We start from the raw sequence: 17,727 nt of genomic DNA on the forward strand, positions 1-17,727 counted from the left end.
TGCAATGCATGTACGTGTTCCAGAACCGCGAATGCGTTCGATGACAGTGAAATCAACGAAAGACCGAAAACATCAAAAGGAGTTTTCTATGACAACGACACTTTATCAACGACTCGGCGGAGCTGAAGGAATGACACAGCTTGTCAATGATGTGATTGGCGCACATTTGGCCAACCCCCTCGTCAAGACCCGCTTCGAGAACGTCAAGGACCTGAACCATCTCAAGCTGATGGCATGCCAGTTTTTCAGCGCCGGCTCAGGCTGCACCGACCCCTACACCGGCAAGGACATGCTTGCAGCACACAAGGGCATGAACATCAGCGAGCAGGAGTACCTGGCAGCAACAGATGACATCGTGGGGGCGATGAACAAGAACGGCATAGACGAGGATTCGAAGAAGGATGTCATCGCCATCCTTTACTCGCTCAAGAACCAGATCATCCGCGTATGAACAAGCGAGAGGTGGTGGCAGGATTCAATTAGTGGCAAATAGGCCTGATCCCACGCCGTCCACCGACGCGGCAGCATTCAATCACAACCCTTTTTCCATCGACAGGAGAAGCAACATGACACCCCAATTCGAATTACGTCATTACGCAGCCGCTGCGGTATTGGCATTTTCTGCGCCCTTGAGCTGGGCGCAAGCCAGCCATCACATGATGGGCGATCCCGACAAGCTCAACTGGGGGGCGGTACCGTCCTTGCCCAAGGGAGCGCAGCTTGTGGTGATCGAGGGGCCCATGAACGAAGCCGTGCCATTTACAGTGCGGCTGAAGTTCCCTGCCAACTACCGGATTCCACCGCACTGGCACCCGGCGGTGGAGCGCGTGACGGTGCTCTCGGGAACCTTCAACATGGGTACCGGCGACAGCTTCGACAGCAGCAAGACGCAGGCGCTCAATCCCGGCGGCATTGCGATCATGCCCGCCCAGAGCCGCCACTTCGCGTGGACCGCAAGTGAAACCGTGGTGCAGTTGCACGGTACCGGTCCTTGGGGCGTCACCTACGTCAACCCCGCTGACGACCCCAGAACAAAGTAAAGCCCTAACCAGGAGAGCCTTCATGGAAACCGTATTCCCCCAACCCGTGGCCGATTTGGCTGCGCTCAAGCTCAAGCAGCAGGCCGCCTGGTCTGCAGGCGACTATGCCGTTATTGGAACAACGCTGCAGATCGTCGGCGAGACGCTGTGCGAAGCGCTCGATTTGCGGGCTGGCGAACGTGTGCTGGATGTCGCCGCCGGCAATGGCAACGCCACGCTGGCGGCGGCGCGGCGCTGGTGCGACGTTGTCTCGACCGACTATGTCGGCGCTTTGCTCGAACGTGGCAAGGCGCGGGCGAGCGCCGAAGGGCTGGCTGTGCAGTTCGAAGAAGCCGACGCCGAAAACCTCCCTTACGCGGACGCCTCGTTTGACGTCGTGCTGTCCACTTTCGGCGTGATGTTTACGCCCAACCAGCAGCGGGCGGCGAGTGAACTCGCGCGTGTGTGCAAATCAGGCGGCTCGATCGGCCTGGCGAACTGGACACCGCCCGGCTTCATCGGCGAGTTGTTCAAGCTGATCGGCCGCTACATTCCCCCGCCCACCGGCGTCAAGTCACCGTCGCTGTGGGGTACTGAAGAACGTCTGCGCGAGTTGTTCGGCGAGCGCATCGCCACGCTCAAAACCGAGCGAAAAAACTTCGTCTTTCGCTACCGCGCACCGCAGCATTGGCTTGACACCTTTCGCACCTACTACGGTCCGGTGCAAAAAGCGTTCCTTGCGGTGGGGGCCGCTCGGGAGGAGGCGCTGGCTGCCGATTTGATCCGACTCGTGCAACAGTTCAATCACGCAACCGACGGAGCCATGGTCGTGCCGAGCGAGTACCTTGAAGTCGTGATCAGGAAACGATGACTGCGCGCAAGATCTGCGGCGCGGGGCCGCCGATCCCGCCATCCGCCAGGCCACTTACAGGAGGCGTGCGCCACGCGGCTGGGGATGCGCGCCATCCGCTATTTAATTAATAGCGCTTTGCGCCCGTCCTGTATGGGCTACAGGCCAAAATGACCTTGGAAACGAGGCAAAACGCAGTTCAGGCGAGCTGGTTGGCAAAGAAGGCCAGCGAGCGCGTCCGCGCCAGATTGGCCGCCGCTTCGTTGTAGGAGCCGCGCTGGTCGCAGTTAAAGCCGTGGTTGGCCGGGTACACATGTACCTCGACTTCCGGGTGCGCCTTGGTAAACGCCTGAATGCCTTCCATGGGAATCCAGTGGTCCTGGTCGCCGAAGTGCGCCAGCACCGGGCACTGCGGCTGGCGCGCGATTTCGTCTTCGGCCGTGATGCCGCCGCCGTAGTAAACCACGGCAGCGGACAGCCCCTTGAGCAGACAGGCGGCTTTCCAGGTGAGCAGGCCGCCCCAGCAAAAGCCAACAATCCCGACCTTGCCGCCGCCGGCCTGGCCCGCATGGTCGATGGCGGCCTGAATGTCCTGCAGCACGCCGGCGCCGGGCAAGGCATCAACGGCGGTTTTCAATTCAAAGCCGGCGCCCATGTCGGCCTCGGAATAGCTCAGGTCCACGCCCGGTTTAACGCGCTCGAACGTCGCCGGCGCAATCGCCAGATAGCCTTCTGCGGCAAAGCGGTCGGCCACCGAGCGGATGTGCGAATTGACGCCAAAGATTTCCTGCACGACGACAATGGCGCCGCGCGGCTTGCCCTGGGGCTCGGCCACGTAAGCGGGCAGGCTGAAGCCGTCGGCGGCCTTGAGGGTGATGAATTGACCCATGATGAAATACTCCTTTGAATGTTTGCGTTGAGATTGGTGAATGTTTTATTGCCGCAGAATTGACTGATTCGCGGCCCGTTTCACGCCGCCGCCTGCAGCTTGCGCTCGACAAAATCAAGCCGATCCTGGCCCCAGAACAGCTCGCCGCCCGCCACATAGCTGGGCGCGCCAAACACGCCGGCATCTATCGCGCGCTGGGTATTGGCTTCGTAGCGCTGCTGCACCGCCGGCTCGCGCGATTGCGCCAGCCGCTGAGCGCTCAGGCCGCATTCGGCCAGCAGCTCGGCCAGCACCTGCGCATCGGCAATGTTGCGCTCGCGCACCCACACGGCACTGAAAATGGCGCCGCCGATCTGCAGGGCCGCGTCGGCGCCGTCGTGCAATTCCACGGCGACGATCAGGCGCGATGCGTCGTCGCCGGCCACCGGGAAATATTTGGGATGAAGATTGAGCGGCGCATGCAGCTGGTCGGAATAGCGCTGCAGCTCAAGCAGCCGGTAGGCCTGGCGCTGCGGTGCGCGCTGGCCCAGCGGCAGGCCGCCGGAAATTGGGAAGATTTTGCCGCCCAGATCAATCGGCAGCACCCGCACGCTGGCGCCGGCGGCGCGCGCGATCTGCGCAAAGCGCTCGTGGCCGAGGTAAGTCCAGGGGCTTTGCGGCGTGAAGTAATAGTCCACAGTAGTGCTCAAAATCGTCTCCGCAATGGGGGAATTGGGTGAATCGGGTTTGCGGAATAATTTCCGGTCCGGCGCGCTGCCGGTTTTACAGTACATTGATTTGCCTTGATCCCGTTTTTAACCGGGATTGGCATTGTCTGCAGGAGTCTGATTTGTCCAAACTTGTCTTGATCACGGGCGCATCGCGCGGTATTGGCGCTGCCACGGCGTTGCTGGCGGCGCGCCAGGGCTACACGGTCGCCGTCAACTACAGCAGCAACGCGCAGGCGGCCGATGCCGTGGTGCGCCAGATCGGGCAGGCGGGCGGTCAGGCCATCGCGCTGCAGGCCGATGTGGCCGAAGAGGCGCAGGTGCTGGCGATGTTTGAACAGCTCGACGCGCGCTTCGGCCGCTTGAGTGCACTCGTCAACAACGCCGGCGTGGTAGACCAGACCAGCCGCGTCGATGGCATGTCGCTGGCGCGGCTGCAGCGCATGTTTGCGGTCAATGTGTTCGGCTCGTTTGTCTGCGCGCGTGAGGCCGTCAAGCGCATGAGCAGGCGCTACGGCGGCAGCGGCGGCGCGATTGTCAATGTGTCGAGCGCCGCGTCGCGGCTGGGCTCGCCCGGCCAGTATGTGGACTACGCGGCGGCCAAGGGCGCGATTGACACCTTCACCATCGGCCTGGCCAAGGAAGTGGCGCTAGAGGGCATTCGCGTCAACGCGGTGCGCCCCGGCATCATAGACACCGAGATCCACGCTTCGGGCGGCCTGCCCACGCGCGCGCGCGACGTTGCGCCGCAAGTGCCGATGCAGCGCGCCGGCAGCGCCGAAGAGGTGGCCGAGGCGATTGTCTGGCTGCTTGGCGACCAAGCGAGCTACAGCACCGGCTCTTTTATAGACGTGGCGGGCGGACGCTAATGGATATGGCCCCCACGCTTTTCACTTCGTGTAATGCGCTGCCCCCCCGAGGGGGCTGGCCTTGCTTGGGGCGGCCCGGCGCGGCGGCCGTTACGCCACAGAAGACCAAGGATTTATGGACTTTAAACCGCTGATCACACTGCTGGCCATCGTCAATCCGCTGGCCATCGTGCCGTTTTTCATTCACTACACGCAGGGCTTTTCCAAAGAGCAGCGCCAGCGCACCATTGCCACCGCGTCGTTCAGCGCCTTTGTCGTGATTGCCGTCAGCGCCTTGCTGGGTTTGCAGATTCTTGACTTCTTCAACATCTCGCTGGCGAGCTTTCAGGTGGGCGGCGGCATGCTGCTGCTGATCAGCTCGATGAACATGCTGAACGCGCAGCCGGCCGAGGCCAAATCCAATACCAATGAACTCGAAGACGGCGCACAAAAGGCAGCCATGGGCGCCAGCATTGCCGTGGTGCCGCTGACGATTCCGCTGCTGACCGGGCCGGCCACCATGTCCACGGTGGTGATTTATGCGGAAAAGGCCAAGACCTTCTCCCAGCTGGCCACGCTGGTCGGCTACGGCGTGGTGATAGGCCTGGCGACGGCGCTGTGCTTTTCGCTGGCGCAACCGATTGCCCGCGTGCTCGGCAAAACCGGCATCAACGTGATGACGCGCTTGATGGGTTTGATCCTGGCGGCGCTTGCGGTGGAAGTCATGGCCGATGGTCTGGGCAAGCTGTTTCCGCTCCTGCGAGGCTGACGGTTTTACCTACCCGCACCTGAGGACAAAAGGATTGCAGCCTATGTGCACCTGTCGTTTCTTGCTATTTTTTATGTAGTAATTTAATTAGCTGGTTGCTGGTATTGCGCAGGCGCTGCGCCATCAGCTGGGTGATGTTGACCAGCAGCTTGGCGGCCACGGCGGGGTGGTCGCGAATCAGCAGGCCAATCTCGTGGCGCCCCAGCACGGCCGCCTCAACCTCTTCAATCGCGGTGCAGCTGGCAAAGCGCGGCTCGCCGTCGAGCAGCGACATTTCACCGAGCGCCGTGCCGCGCCTGACCACGCCGACACGCGTGACTTCCGGGGAGGCAGGCGGCGAAGCAGCGTCAGAAGCGCCGATAGCGCCGTTAGCGTCGTTAGCTGCATTGAAACCGGCGGGTATACCGATGGCGGCCGCCTCTGGCGCTATGCCGCCAGGCGGCGCTTCACCGTCGCGCCAGACGCGCTTGGTCACGTCGACAGTGCCTTTGAGTACCAGCATCATCCACTCGCCGGCCTCACCTTCGCGCATCATGAGTTGACCGGGCTCGGCCCGCACCAGCCGCAGCGAGGCGCCCAGCACGTCGGCCTCGGTCGGGCTGAAGTCTTGCAGCAGCGGCGCGTGTTGCAGCAGGTCGGGACCGTAGGCGCTGATCTTTTCGCAGCAGCCGAAGACGCGCAGACCGGCGGCGTCGAGTTGTTGTTCCAGCGTTTTCATGGCGGGTTCAGGGTGCGCGGCCGGGGCGTTAGCGCGCCGGCGTTTGTTGCAGCCATTGGTCGAGCTCTTCAATGGCGGCGTCGGTGGCCGCAGTGAGCGCGCGCACGCCGCCGGGCGCATCGGCCGACGCGGCGGGCCGCTGCACTACGACGAGGCGCTGGCCCAGCAGTTTTTCTCCGGCAGGCGTGAGCTCCAGCAAGGTGGCGCGCAGCCGGATCAGCCCAACGCTGGCCTCGGGGGCGCTGAACAGCTGGCTGAACTCCTGCAGCTCCAGCCGCAGCTGCAGCGGCAGCACGGCGTTCTGGCTGCGGTTCAGGGCGGCGCCCTCGCCGATGCGAAATACCGTGCGGCGCTGGCCCAGCTGCTCGCGCAGGCGCTGCTGCACCAGTTGCGCCGCCGGCTTGCTCCAGCGCGCCTGCGCGTAAGGCCGCAGCTGCTGCACGTCGGTGTAGCCCAGGCGGTACAACACCGCCAGGTTATCGATCGCGCCGCCGGTCGTGCTGATGTCGTCGATCGCCAGCGGTAATAGTGGCAATGGCGACGGCAGCGGCGCCTGACGCGTGGCCGATGGCGTGAAGGCTTGTGCCGTCAGCGCACCGGGGCCAAAGTCGTACATGCTGGGACGCGTTGGCTTGTCGGGCAGCGCCGAGCAGCCGGCCAGCGCCACAGCCCCAAAAAAAGTGACAAATTGGCCTCTAGCCCAATGAACACGGGCGCAAGCAGATATTAATTTAATAGCATGTCGAGGCAGGATGAAAAATCGGATGTTCATTTTTTGCCTCCGTTGGCGGAAAAGCCGGGCTCGCCCGGACCGGGCAGCGGCGGGCCGTTGCCGAAAATCAGCGCCTGCGGGTTGTCATCGACGGCGTTCACGGTGCGGCGCAACTGGCGCATGGTGCGCGCGGTTTCATCGGCCACTTCGCCAAGCTTGGGCAGTGTGGCGGCGCTGAAGGTTTCGACGCCGTTGGCCAGCGCGGTGCCGCCATCGCTGAGCTTGTCGAGCGCGCCGCCTTTGGCGTTGAGGCGCCGCGAGGTGGCGCCGACATCGTCGCTGGCGGCTTTCAGTGACTGCATGGTGGAGCGCGCGTCGCGCGACAGCGCCGGCAGCGTCGCCACGGTGGGCTCCAGCCCCTGGGCGATGCGGTTAATGCTGCCGGCCGCTTCGCTCAGCTGCTTGACGGCAGTGGTAATGGCCTGCCGGTTTTCATCGGACAGCAGTTTGTTCAGTCGGACACTGGCCTGCTCGACCTGGTCGAAAATCACGTCGCCCTGTTTGAGCAGTTTGTCGATGCCGCCCGGCTTGAGCGGAATGCGCGGCGGGTCGCTGTCGTTGGGCTGCAGGCGCTCGGTCGAGCCGCCGTCGTCATCGAGCTGGATGTAACCCAACCCAGTCACGCCCTGCGACGCCACGGTGGCAAAGGTTGACCGGGTGACTGGCGCGGCGCGGTCTACCGAGATGCCAACCAGCACGTTGCCCTTGACCTTGGCATCGAAACCGATGGACTCGACCTTGCCGACCGGCACGCCGCGAAAGCGCACGGCCGACTGCGTCTGCAAGCCCGAAATGGTTTCGCCGGTGCTCATTTCATACAGGTCGCGCTTGGTGTTGTCGCGCGTCAGCCAGACGGCCAGCAGCGCCAGCAGTGCGCTGACCACCAGCACAAAGACGCCGGCGGCCAGGGCATGGGCTTTGTTTTCCATTTCAACCACCTTCCAATAGGTTAAACAGGCTCACTAAACTAAACCGTGAACGGGTATTCGCGCAGTAGCGCCATCGCGCGCTGGCCCCGCTCACCGAGGAAAAATTCGTGGATGAAGGGGTGCGCGAAAGCCACCACTTCACGCGGCACGTCGTTGACGATGACCTTCTGCTCGGCCAGCACGGCAATGCGCGTGCTCAGCTCGAACAGCGTGTCCAGATCGTGCGTCACCATCACCACCGTCAGCTCCATGCCCTTGTGCAGGGCCCGCAGCAGCGTGCAAAAGCCGTCGGCGCTCTCCGGGTCCAGCCCGGCCGTCGGCTCGTCGAGCAGCAGCAGCGGCGGGTCCATGATGAGGGCGCGCGCCAGCGCCACCCGCTTGACCATGCCGCCCGACAGGTCGCTGGGCATGCGTTCGGCCACCTCCGGGCCCAGGCCCACCATTTGCAGCTTGACCATGGCAGCATCCAGGATCAGCGCGTCCGGCAGGGTCTTGAGCTCGCGCAGCGGAAAGGCGATGTTTTCCAGCACGGTGAAGGCCGAAAACAGCGCGCCATGCTGAAACAGCATGCCGACGCGGCTGGCCGCACCGCGCTTGCCCAGCTCGGCGGCCGGTTTGCCGAGCACCGTGATCTCGCCCTGGGTCGGCGTTTCAAGCCCCAGCATCTGGCGCAGCAGCACGGTCTTGCCGGTGCCCGAGCCGCCCACCAGCGACAGCACCTCGCCGCGTTCTACCGTCAGGTCCAGGTCCTTGTGCACCACGGTCTGCTTGTCGCCGTTGGGGAAGACGGTCCAGAGTTTTTTGATCTCGACGACAGCCTCACTCATTGTGGGCAGCCAGTGGCACCGCGCCAGCAAGGCGTAGCAGCAGCATGGAAAAAAGCCAACGGGCGAGCATGGGGGGTCATCGGCCACCGCCCCTCGCCATCCCCGCATTCCCAAGCAGGGGCCGCGGAACCGGCTTCGCCGGGCCGCAGGCGCAGGCCTTGCAGGCCGCACGACTGCGGGACGCAGCCGCTCTTCATGCCGTCCAAGCCTGCGCCGGCAGGCTCGGAGCCGCGGCACTCAGCCCCCTCGGGGGGCAGCGCAGTACGCGAAGCGACAAGCGTGGGGGTCATATACCAATACTTCTGAACAATACAGCGAACAGTGCATCGACCAGAATCACCACGGTGATGGAGGTCACCACCGAGGCGGTCGTGCCCTGCCCCAAGCTTTCGGTATTGGGCTTGACGCGCAAGCCGAAATGACAGCCAACCAGCGCAATCAGCAGGCCAAAGACGACGGACTTGGCGCTGGCCAAGGTGAGATTAGAGGCTTGCACCGCCGCCGGCAGCGAGTTGATGAAAAACGACGGCGACACGCCCATCGCAATGTAAGAGGCCAGCATGCCGCCGAGCAAGGCCGCCAGGGTGGTCCAGACGCTGATCAGCGGCATCACCACGGCCAGCGCCAACGCGCGCGGCATCACCAGCCGAAAGCCGCGCGAAATGCCCATGACGCGCATGGCATCGATCTCTTCGGTGACCCGCATCACGCCAATCTGCGCGGTGATGGCCGAGCCGGAGCGCCCGGCGATCAGGATGGCGGCCAGCACGGGCCCGAGCTCGCGGATCAGCGAGATGCCCAGAATATTGACGATGAAGGCGTCTGCGCCAAACTGGCGCAGCTGCTGCGAGATCAGGTAGGCCAGCACCACGCCAATCAGAAAGCCGACCAGCGCGGTGATGGGCAGCGCGGTGGCGCCAATATGGTAGAGATGGCCGGACAGATCGCGCCAGGGGCCTTGCTGCGGCCGCCTGATGAGGCGAATGATGTCGAACAGCAGCTGGCCGACCAAGCGCACCAGGCCTTTGCAGTGGTCGGCCAAACTAAACGCCCGCATGCCCCAGACGATCAAGGGCTCGGTCCAGTTGGCCTTGGCGGCTTGCGGCGGGCTGCAGGTGAACTGGGCCACGGTTTCGAGCAGCGCGCGCTGGCTGGGCTCCAGCTGCAGTTGCGCTGGCCAACTGCGGCCCCAGTGGTTCCACAGCACCTGGGCGCCCAGGTGGTCGAGCTTTTCCATTTGGCCTAGATCCCATCGCCGGGCGCCATTTTCATCGTCGGCCCCGCGCAGGCTGCCAAGCTGCGCCGTCAGCGCAGCCCAAACCTGCTTGCGCGTGAGGCCAGCCGCCGTCCATTCGCCCAGCACCAGCAGCAAAGGGCCTTCGGGCGAGTCCTGCTGTTCAATGCGGGGGGTGGAATTTTCGGCAGGCATGGGGGAATAAATTGGTCGGCAACTTTCTGGCGCAAACACAAAATTACATGGTAACTGCGGAAAATGGCCAGCAGGCAAGCATCGGCGCTCTTTCGTTCTTATCCTACAGTCGGCCTGACGCGTCGCCGTTTGTCACAATCCGGGGTGAAGCTTCGCGCTGCGACTGGCTAGCCGCCACAATACAGCGAACCAAAAGACAAGAAAAACAGCCATGCAAGACGAGACCCAGGTTTTTGACTACATCATCATCGGCGCCGGCACAGCCGGCTGCCTGCTGGCCAACCGCCTGAGCGCGGACGCCTCCAAGCGCGTGCTGCTGCTGGAGGCCGGCCGCAAGGACGATTACCACTGGATCCACATTCCGGTGGGTTACCTGCACTGCATCGGCAACCCACGTACCGACTGGCTGTACAACACCGAACCCGACGCCGGGCTGAATGGCCGGGCGCTGCGCTACCCGCGCGGCAAGACGCTGGGCGGCTGCTCCAGCATCAACGGCATGATTTACATGCGCGGCCAGGCCCGCGATTACGACGGCTGGGCACAGCTGAGCGGCGACAGCGCCTGGCGCTGGGACAACGTGCTGCCGCATTTCAAGCTGCATGAAGACCATTACAAGGGCGCGAACGCTGTGCATGGCGCGGCCGGCGTAGTGCCCAGGCTGTTGCAGGACGAGCGCAACCCCTACCAGCAGGCACTGCGCCACCGCAAGGCGGGCGGCGAGTGGCGCATTGAAAAGCAGCGGCTGCGCTGGGACATTCTGGACGCCTTTGCCGAGGCCGCGCAGCAGGCGGGCATTCCGGCGACGGACGACTTCAACTGCGGCAACAACGAGGGCGTCGGCTACTTTGAGGTGAACCAGAAAAACGGCTGGCGCTGGAATACCGCCAAGGCGTTTTTGCGGCCGACCTGCTATGCCCGGCCAAATTTTGAACTGTGGACCAGCGCCCAGGTGTGCAAGCTGCTGATCGGGCCCCAGCCCGACGGCAGCCAGCGCTGCACCGGCGCCGAGGTCTGGACCGGACACGAACGCGTGACGGTGCTGGCGACGCGCGACTCGGGGACCATGGGCGAAGTGATTCTGTGCGCCGGCAGCATCGGTTCGCCGCAGATTTTGCAGCTCTCGGGCATAGGCCCGGGCGCCTTGCTGCAGCAGCACGGCATTGCGGTCAAGCAAGACCTGCCCGGCGTCGGCGCGAATCTGCAGGACCACCTGCAGATCCGCTCGGTCTACAAAGTGCAGGCCAAGGCGGGCAGCCCGCACAGCGAGCGCTGGGGCCTGTCGCTCAACACCATGGCCAGCACACTCTGGGGCAAGGCGCGCATCGGGCTGGAATATGCACTGCACCGCACCGGGCCCATGAGCATGGCGCCGTCGCAGCTGGGTGCCTTCACGCGCAGTTCGCCCGATCAGCCTTACCCGAACATTGAATACCACGTCCAGCCGCTGTCGCTGGAGGCCTTCGGCGAGCCACTGCACGGCTTTAACGCGTTTACCGCCAGTGTCTGCAATCTGAATCCGACCAGCCGCGGCAGCGTACAGATTAAAACCGCGCACTTTGAAGACGCGCCAGCGATTGCGCCCAACTACCTGAGCACGGCCGAAGACCGCCAGGTGGCGGCCGACTCGCTGCGCGTGACGCGCCACATCGTCAGCCAGCACGCGCTGGCCAGCTACCAGCCCGAAGAATTCAAGCCCGGCGTGCAGTTTCAAAGCGACGAAGAACTGGCGCGGCTGGCCGGCGACATCGCCACCACCATCTTTCACCCAGTGGGCACGACCAGAATGGGACGTGATGATGACCCGATGGCGGTGGTCGATTCGCACCTGCGGGTGCGCGGCATACGCGGCCTGCGCGTGGTCGATGCCGGCGTGATGCCGCTGATCACCAGCGGCAACACCAACTCGCCGACCTTGATGATTGCCGAGAAGGCGGCGCAGTGGATACGCGACGGAGTCTGACGGCTGCGGCGCTGCAGCAACAGCCCTGATTGCGTTTTCTGATCATTCGTGAACGCGAGGGCGACAAAGTGCCCGGATGATCTGGAAATTGAATGAGCAGGTGGGGCGCCTGCGGGGGCGGGAAAGCACCAATGCCTGGGCGGCTGCGAGCAGACTACAGTGGACTCCTTGCCGACGAGCGCTGCCGCTCGTAACGCGAGGAGTCGAGGAGACACGAGAGAGCCATTACAAAGACAAGTCAAGCCAATAAACATTCCACGAGATGTTTTTTTGACCCAAGCGCTGGTGACCCCAGCGCTTTTTTTATGCCCGCCAGTTTTTCAATATTTTAAACAAATAAGGCTATAGCCCTTATTCTACGGGCGCTAGTAGCTATTAATAACATAGCAAATACAGTCCACTTGCAGTGCGACAATCGGCGCCATGGAATTACTGATTGTTTCGTTTGCATCCTTGCTGGCCGGTTTTATCGACTCCATCGTCGGCGGCGGCGGGCTGATTTTGGTGCCTACGCTGTTTGCCGTCTTTCCCACGACGCACCCGGCGACGCTGTTTGGCGTGAACAAGGCGGCATCGGTGCTGGGCACTGCGGCGGCTGGCGTGCAATATGCGCGCCGCGTGGATTTGCGCTGGTCGGCGCTGCTGCCGGCCGCCGCCACAGGCTTTGCCGGCGCGCTGGCGGGTGCCTGGCTGGTCACCGTCATTTCGCCGAATTTCTTGCGCAAGGCCTTGCCCATCGTGCTGGTGGCCGTGCTGCTCTACACGCTGGTGAAAAAAAACCTGGGCCGGCACCACACGCCGCGCTTTAGCGGCCGCACCGAAACCTTTGTTGCCTGCAGCATTGGCCTGGCGCTGGGTTTTTACGACGGCTTTTTCGGCCCTGGCACAGGCAGCTTTCTGGTCTTTTTGTTTGTGCGCTGGCTGGGTTACGATTTTCTGCACGCCTCGGCGTCGGCCAAGTTGCTCAACACTGCCAGCAATCTGGCGGCACTTGCGCTGTTCGCCTGGAAAGGCCATGTCTGGTGGCATTTCGCCCTGGCCATGGCGCTAGCCAATGTGCTGGGCAGCTTGCTGGGCACGCGCATGGCGCTGAAGCACGGCGCAGGGTTTGTCCGGCTGGTGTTTATCGGCGTGGTCAGCGTGCTGATACTCAAGACCGGCTTCGACGCCTTCCTGAAGTAAGCGGCCTTGCGGCGCCCCGCGCTGCGCCAAATCAGCCGGTCAACTCAATCCGCGTTGGCATCCAGCGCGGACGCCGGCGGCACCACGATAGGCGGCTTACTGGCGGCGGGCGCAACTCCGGCGGCCTTGGCTTTACCCGATTTCTTGGCCGTCTTGAGCTCTTTGCTGGTCTTGATCGTCGTGCCGGCGGTGGCGGCGGACGCTGCTGCTGCCTTGGGCGCAGGCGCTACCGCGCTGCCGCCCGCTGCCAGCAACCCGGCCATGTCGGCGGCCAGTCGCGGTTTGCCGATGGGCGCGCCGGCCAGGCCTTTTTGCACGGCGACCATGTCTTCTTCGCTGGGATATTGACCCAGCAGCGCGTAGTCGAACACGCGCCGCGCGATGGGCGCGGCGACGCCGGCGCCCCAACCGGCGTTTTCCACAATCACCGCCAGCGCGATCTGCGGGTTGTCGGCCGGGGCGAAGGCCATGTAGACGGCGTGGTCGCGCTGGCGCTCCTCCATCTTGGCGCTGTTGTACTTGTCTTTCTGGCCTATCGACACAGCCTGCGCCGTACCGGTTTTGCCGCCGCTCAGGTAGCCGGCGCCGGCAAACACCCGGGCCGAGGTGCCTTCCTGCGTCACGCCCACCAGGGCCCTGCGCACGATCGCCACGTTCTCGGGCTTGTAGCCCAGGTCTTGGGGCGGATCGGCGGGCAGCGGATGCATGGCGCGCGTTTCCGGGTCCTGCGTGCCAATGACCAGCCGCGGCTTGTGCTTGATGCCATTGTTGGCCAGCACCGCGGTGGCTTGCGCCAGCTGCAGCATGGTAAAGGTGTTGTAGCCCTGCCCGATGCCAAGCGAAATGGTCTCGCCCGGATACCATTTTTGCTGTTCCCGGGTTTTGTAGGCTTTGCGCTTCCAGTCCTGGCTGGGCAGCACGCCGCGCACTTCACCGTTGATGTCGATGCCGGTGATCTGGCCAAAGCCCAGCGGCTTCATGAAATCGTGCATGGCATCGACGCCCAGCTCGTTGGCCAGCGAGTAGTAGTAGACGTTGCTGGACTTGACAATGGACTTGTACATGTCGACGGCGCCCAGCGCGATGTCGCCGTGGCTGCGAAAGGTGTGGCCGCCAAAGGTGTAGGAGGCGTTATCTTGGACGATTAGGCCCGCCGAGCGCTTGCCGGTTTGCAGCGCGGCCATGGCCATAAAGGGCTTGTAGGTGGAACCGGGCGGGTAGGTGCCGCGCAGCGCGCGATTGAGTAGCGGCTTGTCAATCGACCCGTTGAGCGCCTGCCAGCTTTCCAGGTCAATGCCGTCAACAAACAAGTTGGGGTCAAAGGTCGGCTTGCTGACAAAGGCCAGCACATCGCCGGTCTTCGGGTCCAGCGCCACCAGCGCACCGCGACGCTCGCCGAACATATCCTCGACCAGTTTTTGCAGGCGGATATCGAGCGACAGCATCACCGTGTTTCCGGGCGTGGCCGGGTTGCTGTTGAGCTTGCGCATGGCGCGGCCGCCGGCCGAGGTTTCCATATGCTCGACGCCGGTGGTGCCATGCAGCTGCTTTTCGAAACTCTGCTCGACGCCAAGCTTGCCGATGTAGTCGGTGCCGCGGTAATTGCCTTGCTCGTCGCCCTCGTCAATGTCTTCTTTTTCGGCCTGGTTGATGCGGCCTATATAGCCCACTACATGGCTGCCCAATTCGCCGTGCGGGTAGCTGCGAAACAGCCGGGCCCGGATGTCAACGCCGGGAAAGCGGTAGCGCTGCGCCGCAAAACGCGCCACTTCCTCGTCGCTCAGGCGGGTGCGTATCGGCAGCGACTCAAAACTTTTCGACTCTTCGCGCAGCTTCTTGAAACGCCGCTTGTCGCGCGGCTGGATCTCGACCACCAGCTCCAGCGCGGCAATGGTGTCGTCCAGATTACCGACCCGGGACGGCGTGATCTCCAGCGTGTAGGCCGAGTAGTTGGAGGCCAGCACGACGCCGTTGCGGTCCAGAATCAGGCCGCGTTGCGGCACGATGGGAACCACCGCGGTACGGTTGTTTTCGGCCTGCTCACTCAGGTCGGCATGGCGGTACACCTGCAGGTACACCAGCCGCGCCACCAGCAAGGCAAAAGCGCACAGCACCACCAGGCTGGCCACCAGCACACGCGCGCGAAAGCGCGACAGATCGGCTTCGATGTTGCGCAGTTCAGTCATGCCAAGGCCAGCTCAGAGTGGTCGGTTTTCATCGCGGTCGGGGGCGCGCCGCTGCGGCACCAACAGCAACACGCTGGCGACGGGCCATAGCAGCGCTTCGGCCAGCGGTGCCAGCAAGATGATCCAGCCCGGGAAAATACCGCCGCCCAACATGCGGATCAGCAGTTGCAGGCCATGGGCAAGTGCAAACAGCGGCAACACCTGCAGCGCCTGCGACGGCACCGAGAACCAGAGCAGGCGGCGGTGAATCATGGCGGCAGAAAAGCTCAGCGCGGTGTAAGACAGCGCGTGCTGGCCCAGCAGGGCGGACTGGTGCACATCCATGCCCAGGCCAAACATGAAGGCCAGGCCAATGCCGACACGCAGCGGCTGGTGCACGTTCCAGAACACCAGCACCAGTGCCAGAAAATCAGGCATCCAGGGCACACGGCCGAGCGGCAGCATGTCCAGCAGCAGCGCGGCAATCAGGCTGGCCCAGATAAACACCGGGTTGGCGGGCAACAGGATCTGCTGGCCGGTGCGCATGATCATTTGGCCACCCCTTTCTTGCCGACCACTGCCGGCACAGCGGCAGCCGGCCGCGCCGGTATCTGGCTGCCCACCGGCTTGACGATGATCACATGGCGTGCGCCGTTGACCAGCGCCTGCGGCGTGCAGTAAATCTTGGAGAAGGTCGATTCGGCGCGCCGCTCGATCCGGCTGATTTTGGCGACCGGCAGGCCAGGCGGATAGACGCCGTCGACACCGCTGGTGGTCAGCAAGTCGCCGGGCTGCAGGTCCGAATTGCTGCCCATGAAACGCAGCTCCAGCCCGCTGCCCGACGCCGACGGGTCGCCAAAAGCGACGCTGCGCGCGCCGGTGCGCAGATTGAGCACCGGAATGGCGAGGTCACGGTCGACCACCAGCGTGACTTCACTGACCAGCGGATGCACCCGGGTGACCTGTCCCAGCACCCCGGCCTCATCGAGCACGGGCGAGCCCAGTTCGACGCCTTGGGCCAGGCCCTTGTCGATGATGACCTTGCGGCTATACGGGTCGGCCGCGTCATACAGCACCTCGGCCGCCATGACCGAGGTGGCGAGCTGTTCGCGCAGCCCCAGCAGCCGGCGCAGCCGGGTGTTCTCCTGGGCCAGCTGTTCGACCTGACCGGCGCGCAATGATTGCAGCGCCAGTTTTTTGGCGGCGTCCTCGCTGCTGGATTTGGCCTGGTTCAGGCCGCTGACGTACTGTCCGCCGTTTTGCACGGCGCGCACCGGCTGCAAAGCCAGCCACTGCACCGGGTAGAGTGCGGTGGCGAACGCCGCGCGCAGCGGCTGGGTGACGCGAAAGCGGGCGTCAGCCACCATCAGCAGCAGCGCCAGTGCGCTGAAGAACATTAGTTTGGACAGTGCCGACGGACCCTGGTTGAAAAAGGGCGGCGGGGTTCTGTCGAGGGTTCCTAAGGTCATGGTTCACTGTCAGGCTGGCCCCGCGTCACGCGGCATGGAGTTGGAAAGCCGGCCTATTCCGTGGTGAAGATCGAACCCATGCGGTCCATGCGCTCCAGCGCCATGCCGCAGCCGCGCACCACGCAGGTCAGCGGGTCTTCGGCCACCAGCACCGGCAGGCCGGTTTCTTCGGCCAGCAGGCGGTCCAGGTCGCGCAGCAAGGCGCCGCCGCCGGTCAGCATCATGCCGCGCTCGGCAATATCGGCGCCCAGCTCGGGCGGGGTCTGCTCCAGCGCGTTTTTCACGGCGCTGACGATGTTGTTGAGCGGATCGGTCAGGGCCTCGAGAATTTCGTTGCTCGAAATCGTGAAGCTGCGCGGCACGCCCTCGGACAGGTTGCGGCCCTTGACTTCCATTTCGCGCACTTCGGAGCCGGGAAAGGCCGACCCGATGCTTTTCTTGATGGCTTCGGCCGTCGGCTCGCCAATCAGCATGCCGTAATTGCGCCGGATGTAGTTGATGATGGCCTCGTCAAAGCGGTCGCCGCCCACGCGCACACTGCCCTTGTAGACCATGCCGCCCAGCGATATCACGCCGACCTCAGTGGTGCCGCCACCAATGTCAACCACCATGGAGCCGCTGGCTTCGGACACCGGCAGGCCGGCACCAATGGCCGCGGCCATAGGTTCTTCGATCAGGTAGACATCGCTGGCGCCGGCGCCCAGGGCGCTTTCGCGGATGGCGCGGCGCTCGACCTGGGTGGAGCCGCAGGGCACGCAGATGATGATCCGCGGGCTGGGCTTGAAGAAGCTGCGCGGATGCACCATCTTGATGAACTGCTTGAGCATCTGCTCGGTCACAGTGAAGTCGGCAATCACGCCATCTTTCATCGGACGGATCGCTTCGATGTTTCCCGGCACCTTGCCGAGCATGGCCTTGGCCTCGCGGCCGACCGCCTGAATGCTTTTCTTGCCCTGCGGGCCGCCTTCATGGCGAATCGCCACGACCGAAGGCTCATCGAGCACAATGCCGTGGTCACGGACGTAAATCAGCGTGTTGGCGGTACCGAGGTCAATCGCCAGGTCGGTGGAAAAGTACCGACGGAATGCTTCAAACATAAACAGGAATCCGGTTGGGGCATGAGCAAACTTCGTTGCTCTATCGCCCTTTTTTGACTGGCTAAAGACTGGGGAAAGAGCGGGCGACTTCTCG

General features: G+C 63.7%; 18 protein-coding genes. 7 read left to right on the forward strand and 11 right to left on the reverse strand.

Annotation, left to right across the window (positions count from 1 at the left end; all coding sequences use genetic code 11):
- The first annotated feature begins 88 nt into the window (after nucleotides 1–88).
- The 3 genes from HHJ18_RS19410 (at nucleotide 89) to HHJ18_RS19420 (ending at nucleotide 1,890) form a co-directional block, all read left to right on the forward strand.
- Nucleotides 89–451: a group 1 truncated hemoglobin gene (locus tag HHJ18_RS19410; protein WP_296917927.1), complete on the forward strand. Its 363-nt coding sequence runs from the start codon at nucleotides 89–91 to the stop codon at nucleotides 449–451.
- A 115-nt stretch (nucleotides 452–566) separates the two neighbouring features.
- Nucleotides 567–1,040 carry a cupin domain-containing protein gene (locus HHJ18_RS19415; protein ID WP_296917929.1) on the forward strand — a complete coding sequence of 158 codons (474 nt, stop codon included), beginning with the start codon at nucleotides 567–569 and terminating at the stop codon, nucleotides 1,038–1,040.
- Entirely contained in the window at nucleotides 1,018–1,890 is an 873-nt protein-coding gene (locus tag HHJ18_RS19420; RefSeq protein WP_296917985.1) for a class I SAM-dependent methyltransferase, read from the forward strand. The genes HHJ18_RS19415 and HHJ18_RS19420 overlap by 23 nt, the downstream gene beginning before the upstream one ends.
- Nucleotides 1,891–2,068: 178 nt before the next feature.
- Here HHJ18_RS19420 and HHJ18_RS19425 read toward each other — a convergent pair whose 3' ends face one another.
- Nucleotides 2,069–2,758 (reverse strand): dienelactone hydrolase family protein, encoded by a 690-nt coding sequence (locus HHJ18_RS19425; protein ID WP_296917931.1) that lies wholly within the window; start codon nucleotides 2,756–2,758, stop codon nucleotides 2,069–2,071.
- Nucleotides 2,759–2,838: 80 nt separating this feature from the next.
- Nucleotides 2,839–3,447, reverse strand: a complete 609-nt coding sequence (locus HHJ18_RS19430) for a 2-hydroxychromene-2-carboxylate isomerase (protein WP_296917933.1) — start codon at nucleotides 3,445–3,447, stop codon at nucleotides 2,839–2,841.
- Between the two features lie 140 nt (nucleotides 3,448–3,587).
- On the opposite strand from HHJ18_RS19430, the gene HHJ18_RS19435 reads away from it, so the two are divergent.
- Both HHJ18_RS19435 and HHJ18_RS19440 read left to right on the forward strand, forming a co-directional pair.
- The gene (locus HHJ18_RS19435; RefSeq protein WP_296917935.1) at nucleotides 3,588–4,334 is read left to right on the forward strand and encodes an SDR family oxidoreductase; all 747 of its coding nucleotides are present in this window, start codon (nucleotides 3,588–3,590) and stop codon (nucleotides 4,332–4,334) included.
- Between the two features lie 115 nt (nucleotides 4,335–4,449).
- Nucleotides 4,450–5,082 (forward strand): MarC family protein, encoded by a 633-nt coding sequence (locus tag HHJ18_RS19440; RefSeq protein WP_296917937.1) that lies wholly within the window; start codon nucleotides 4,450–4,452, stop codon nucleotides 5,080–5,082.
- Between the two features lie 64 nt (nucleotides 5,083–5,146).
- Here HHJ18_RS19440 and HHJ18_RS19445 read toward each other — a convergent pair whose 3' ends face one another.
- The 5 genes from HHJ18_RS19445 to HHJ18_RS19465 all read right to left on the reverse strand — a co-directional run bounded on the left by HHJ18_RS19445 (nucleotide 5,147) and on the right by HHJ18_RS19465 (nucleotide 9,757).
- The gene (locus HHJ18_RS19445) at nucleotides 5,147–5,800 is read right to left on the reverse strand and encodes a Crp/Fnr family transcriptional regulator (RefSeq protein ID WP_296917939.1); all 654 of its coding nucleotides are present in this window, start codon (nucleotides 5,798–5,800) and stop codon (nucleotides 5,147–5,149) included.
- A gap of 28 nt (nucleotides 5,801–5,828) precedes the next feature.
- On the reverse strand, nucleotides 5,829–6,572 hold the full coding sequence (locus tag HHJ18_RS19450; RefSeq protein ID WP_366558865.1) for an ABC-type transport auxiliary lipoprotein family protein: 744 nt from the start codon (nucleotides 6,570–6,572) through the stop codon (nucleotides 5,829–5,831).
- Nucleotides 6,569–7,501 carry an MlaD family protein gene (locus HHJ18_RS19455; protein WP_296917941.1) on the reverse strand — a complete coding sequence of 311 codons (933 nt, stop codon included), beginning with the start codon at nucleotides 7,499–7,501 and terminating at the stop codon, nucleotides 6,569–6,571. Before HHJ18_RS19455 ends, HHJ18_RS19450 begins: the two co-directional genes overlap by 4 nt.
- 38 nt (nucleotides 7,502–7,539) lie before the next feature.
- On the reverse strand, nucleotides 7,540–8,328 hold the full coding sequence (locus tag HHJ18_RS19460) for an ATP-binding cassette domain-containing protein (RefSeq protein WP_296917943.1): 789 nt from the start codon (nucleotides 8,326–8,328) through the stop codon (nucleotides 7,540–7,542).
- Nucleotides 8,329–8,614: 286 nt separating this feature from the next.
- Nucleotides 8,615–9,757 (reverse strand): ABC transporter permease, encoded by a 1,143-nt coding sequence (locus HHJ18_RS19465; RefSeq protein WP_296917945.1) that lies wholly within the window; start codon nucleotides 9,755–9,757, stop codon nucleotides 8,615–8,617.
- Nucleotides 9,758–9,968: 211 nt separating this feature from the next.
- On the opposite strand from HHJ18_RS19465, the gene HHJ18_RS19470 reads away from it, so the two are divergent.
- Both HHJ18_RS19470 and HHJ18_RS19475 read left to right on the forward strand, forming a co-directional pair.
- Nucleotides 9,969–11,720 (forward strand): GMC family oxidoreductase N-terminal domain-containing protein, encoded by a 1,752-nt coding sequence (locus HHJ18_RS19470; protein ID WP_296917947.1) that lies wholly within the window; start codon nucleotides 9,969–9,971, stop codon nucleotides 11,718–11,720.
- Between the two features lie 423 nt (nucleotides 11,721–12,143).
- Nucleotides 12,144–12,902, forward strand: a complete 759-nt coding sequence (locus HHJ18_RS19475; protein ID WP_296917949.1) for a TSUP family transporter — start codon at nucleotides 12,144–12,146, stop codon at nucleotides 12,900–12,902.
- 44 nt (nucleotides 12,903–12,946) lie between these two features.
- On the opposite strand, the gene mrdA is transcribed toward HHJ18_RS19475, so the two are convergent.
- From mrdA to HHJ18_RS19495, 4 genes are read right to left on the reverse strand one after another with little or no spacing between them, the layout of a single operon-like run.
- Nucleotides 12,947–15,088, reverse strand: coding sequence for a penicillin-binding protein 2 (mrdA, locus tag HHJ18_RS19480; RefSeq protein WP_296917951.1), 2,142 nt, complete (start codon nucleotides 15,086–15,088; stop codon nucleotides 12,947–12,949).
- A gap of 12 nt (nucleotides 15,089–15,100) precedes the next feature.
- Nucleotides 15,101–15,619 (reverse strand): rod shape-determining protein MreD, encoded by a 519-nt coding sequence (mreD, locus tag HHJ18_RS19485; protein ID WP_296917953.1) that lies wholly within the window; start codon nucleotides 15,617–15,619, stop codon nucleotides 15,101–15,103.
- A complete protein-coding gene (gene mreC, locus HHJ18_RS19490; RefSeq protein ID WP_296917955.1) occupies nucleotides 15,616–16,536 on the reverse strand; it encodes a rod shape-determining protein MreC in 921 nt (306 codons plus the stop codon). The genes mreD and mreC overlap by 4 nt, the downstream gene beginning before the upstream one ends.
- A 53-nt stretch (nucleotides 16,537–16,589) precedes the next feature.
- Nucleotides 16,590–17,633: a rod shape-determining protein gene (locus HHJ18_RS19495; RefSeq protein WP_296917957.1), complete on the reverse strand. Its 1,044-nt coding sequence runs from the start codon at nucleotides 17,631–17,633 to the stop codon at nucleotides 16,590–16,592.
- Nucleotides 17,634–17,727 lie beyond the last annotated feature (94 nt).

It is taken from the genome of Polaromonas sp. (assembly GCF_012927455.1).
Classification (GTDB): domain Bacteria; phylum Pseudomonadota; class Gammaproteobacteria; order Burkholderiales; family Burkholderiaceae_C; genus Polaromonas.

Coding starts and splice junctions, on each gene's coding strand:
- HHJ18_RS19410 (WP_296917927.1), top strand. CDS start 89: ATGACAACGACACTTTATCAACGACTCGGCGGAGCTGAAGGAATGACA.
- HHJ18_RS19415 (WP_296917929.1), top strand. CDS start 567: ATGACACCCCAATTCGAATTACGTCATTACGCAGCCGCTGCGGTATTG.
- HHJ18_RS19425 (WP_296917931.1), bottom strand. CDS start 2,758: ATGGGTCAATTCATCACCCTCAAGGCCGCCGACGGCTTCAGCCTGCCC.
- HHJ18_RS19440 (WP_296917937.1), top strand. CDS start 4,450: ATGGACTTTAAACCGCTGATCACACTGCTGGCCATCGTCAATCCGCTG.
- HHJ18_RS19445 (WP_296917939.1), bottom strand. CDS start 5,800: ATGAAAACGCTGGAACAACAACTCGACGCCGCCGGTCTGCGCGTCTTC.
- HHJ18_RS19450 (WP_366558865.1), bottom strand. CDS start 6,572: ATGAACATCCGATTTTTCATCCTGCCTCGACATGCTATTAAATTAATA.
- HHJ18_RS19455 (WP_296917941.1), bottom strand. CDS start 7,501: ATGGAAAACAAAGCCCATGCCCTGGCCGCCGGCGTCTTTGTGCTGGTG.
- HHJ18_RS19460 (WP_296917943.1), bottom strand. CDS start 8,328: ATGAGTGAGGCTGTCGTCGAGATCAAAAAACTCTGGACCGTCTTCCCC.
- HHJ18_RS19465 (WP_296917945.1), bottom strand. CDS start 9,757: ATGCCTGCCGAAAATTCCACCCCCCGCATTGAACAGCAGGACTCGCCC.
- HHJ18_RS19470 (WP_296917947.1), top strand. CDS start 9,969: ATGCAAGACGAGACCCAGGTTTTTGACTACATCATCATCGGCGCCGGC.
- HHJ18_RS19475 (WP_296917949.1), top strand. CDS start 12,144: ATGGAATTACTGATTGTTTCGTTTGCATCCTTGCTGGCCGGTTTTATC.
- mrdA (WP_296917951.1), bottom strand. CDS start 15,088: ATGACTGAACTGCGCAACATCGAAGCCGATCTGTCGCGCTTTCGCGCG.
- mreD (WP_296917953.1), bottom strand. CDS start 15,619: ATGATCATGCGCACCGGCCAGCAGATCCTGTTGCCCGCCAACCCGGTG.
- mreC (WP_296917955.1), bottom strand. CDS start 16,536: ATGACCTTAGGAACCCTCGACAGAACCCCGCCGCCCTTTTTCAACCAG.
- HHJ18_RS19495 (WP_296917957.1), bottom strand. CDS start 17,633: ATGTTTGAAGCATTCCGTCGGTACTTTTCCACCGACCTGGCGATTGAC.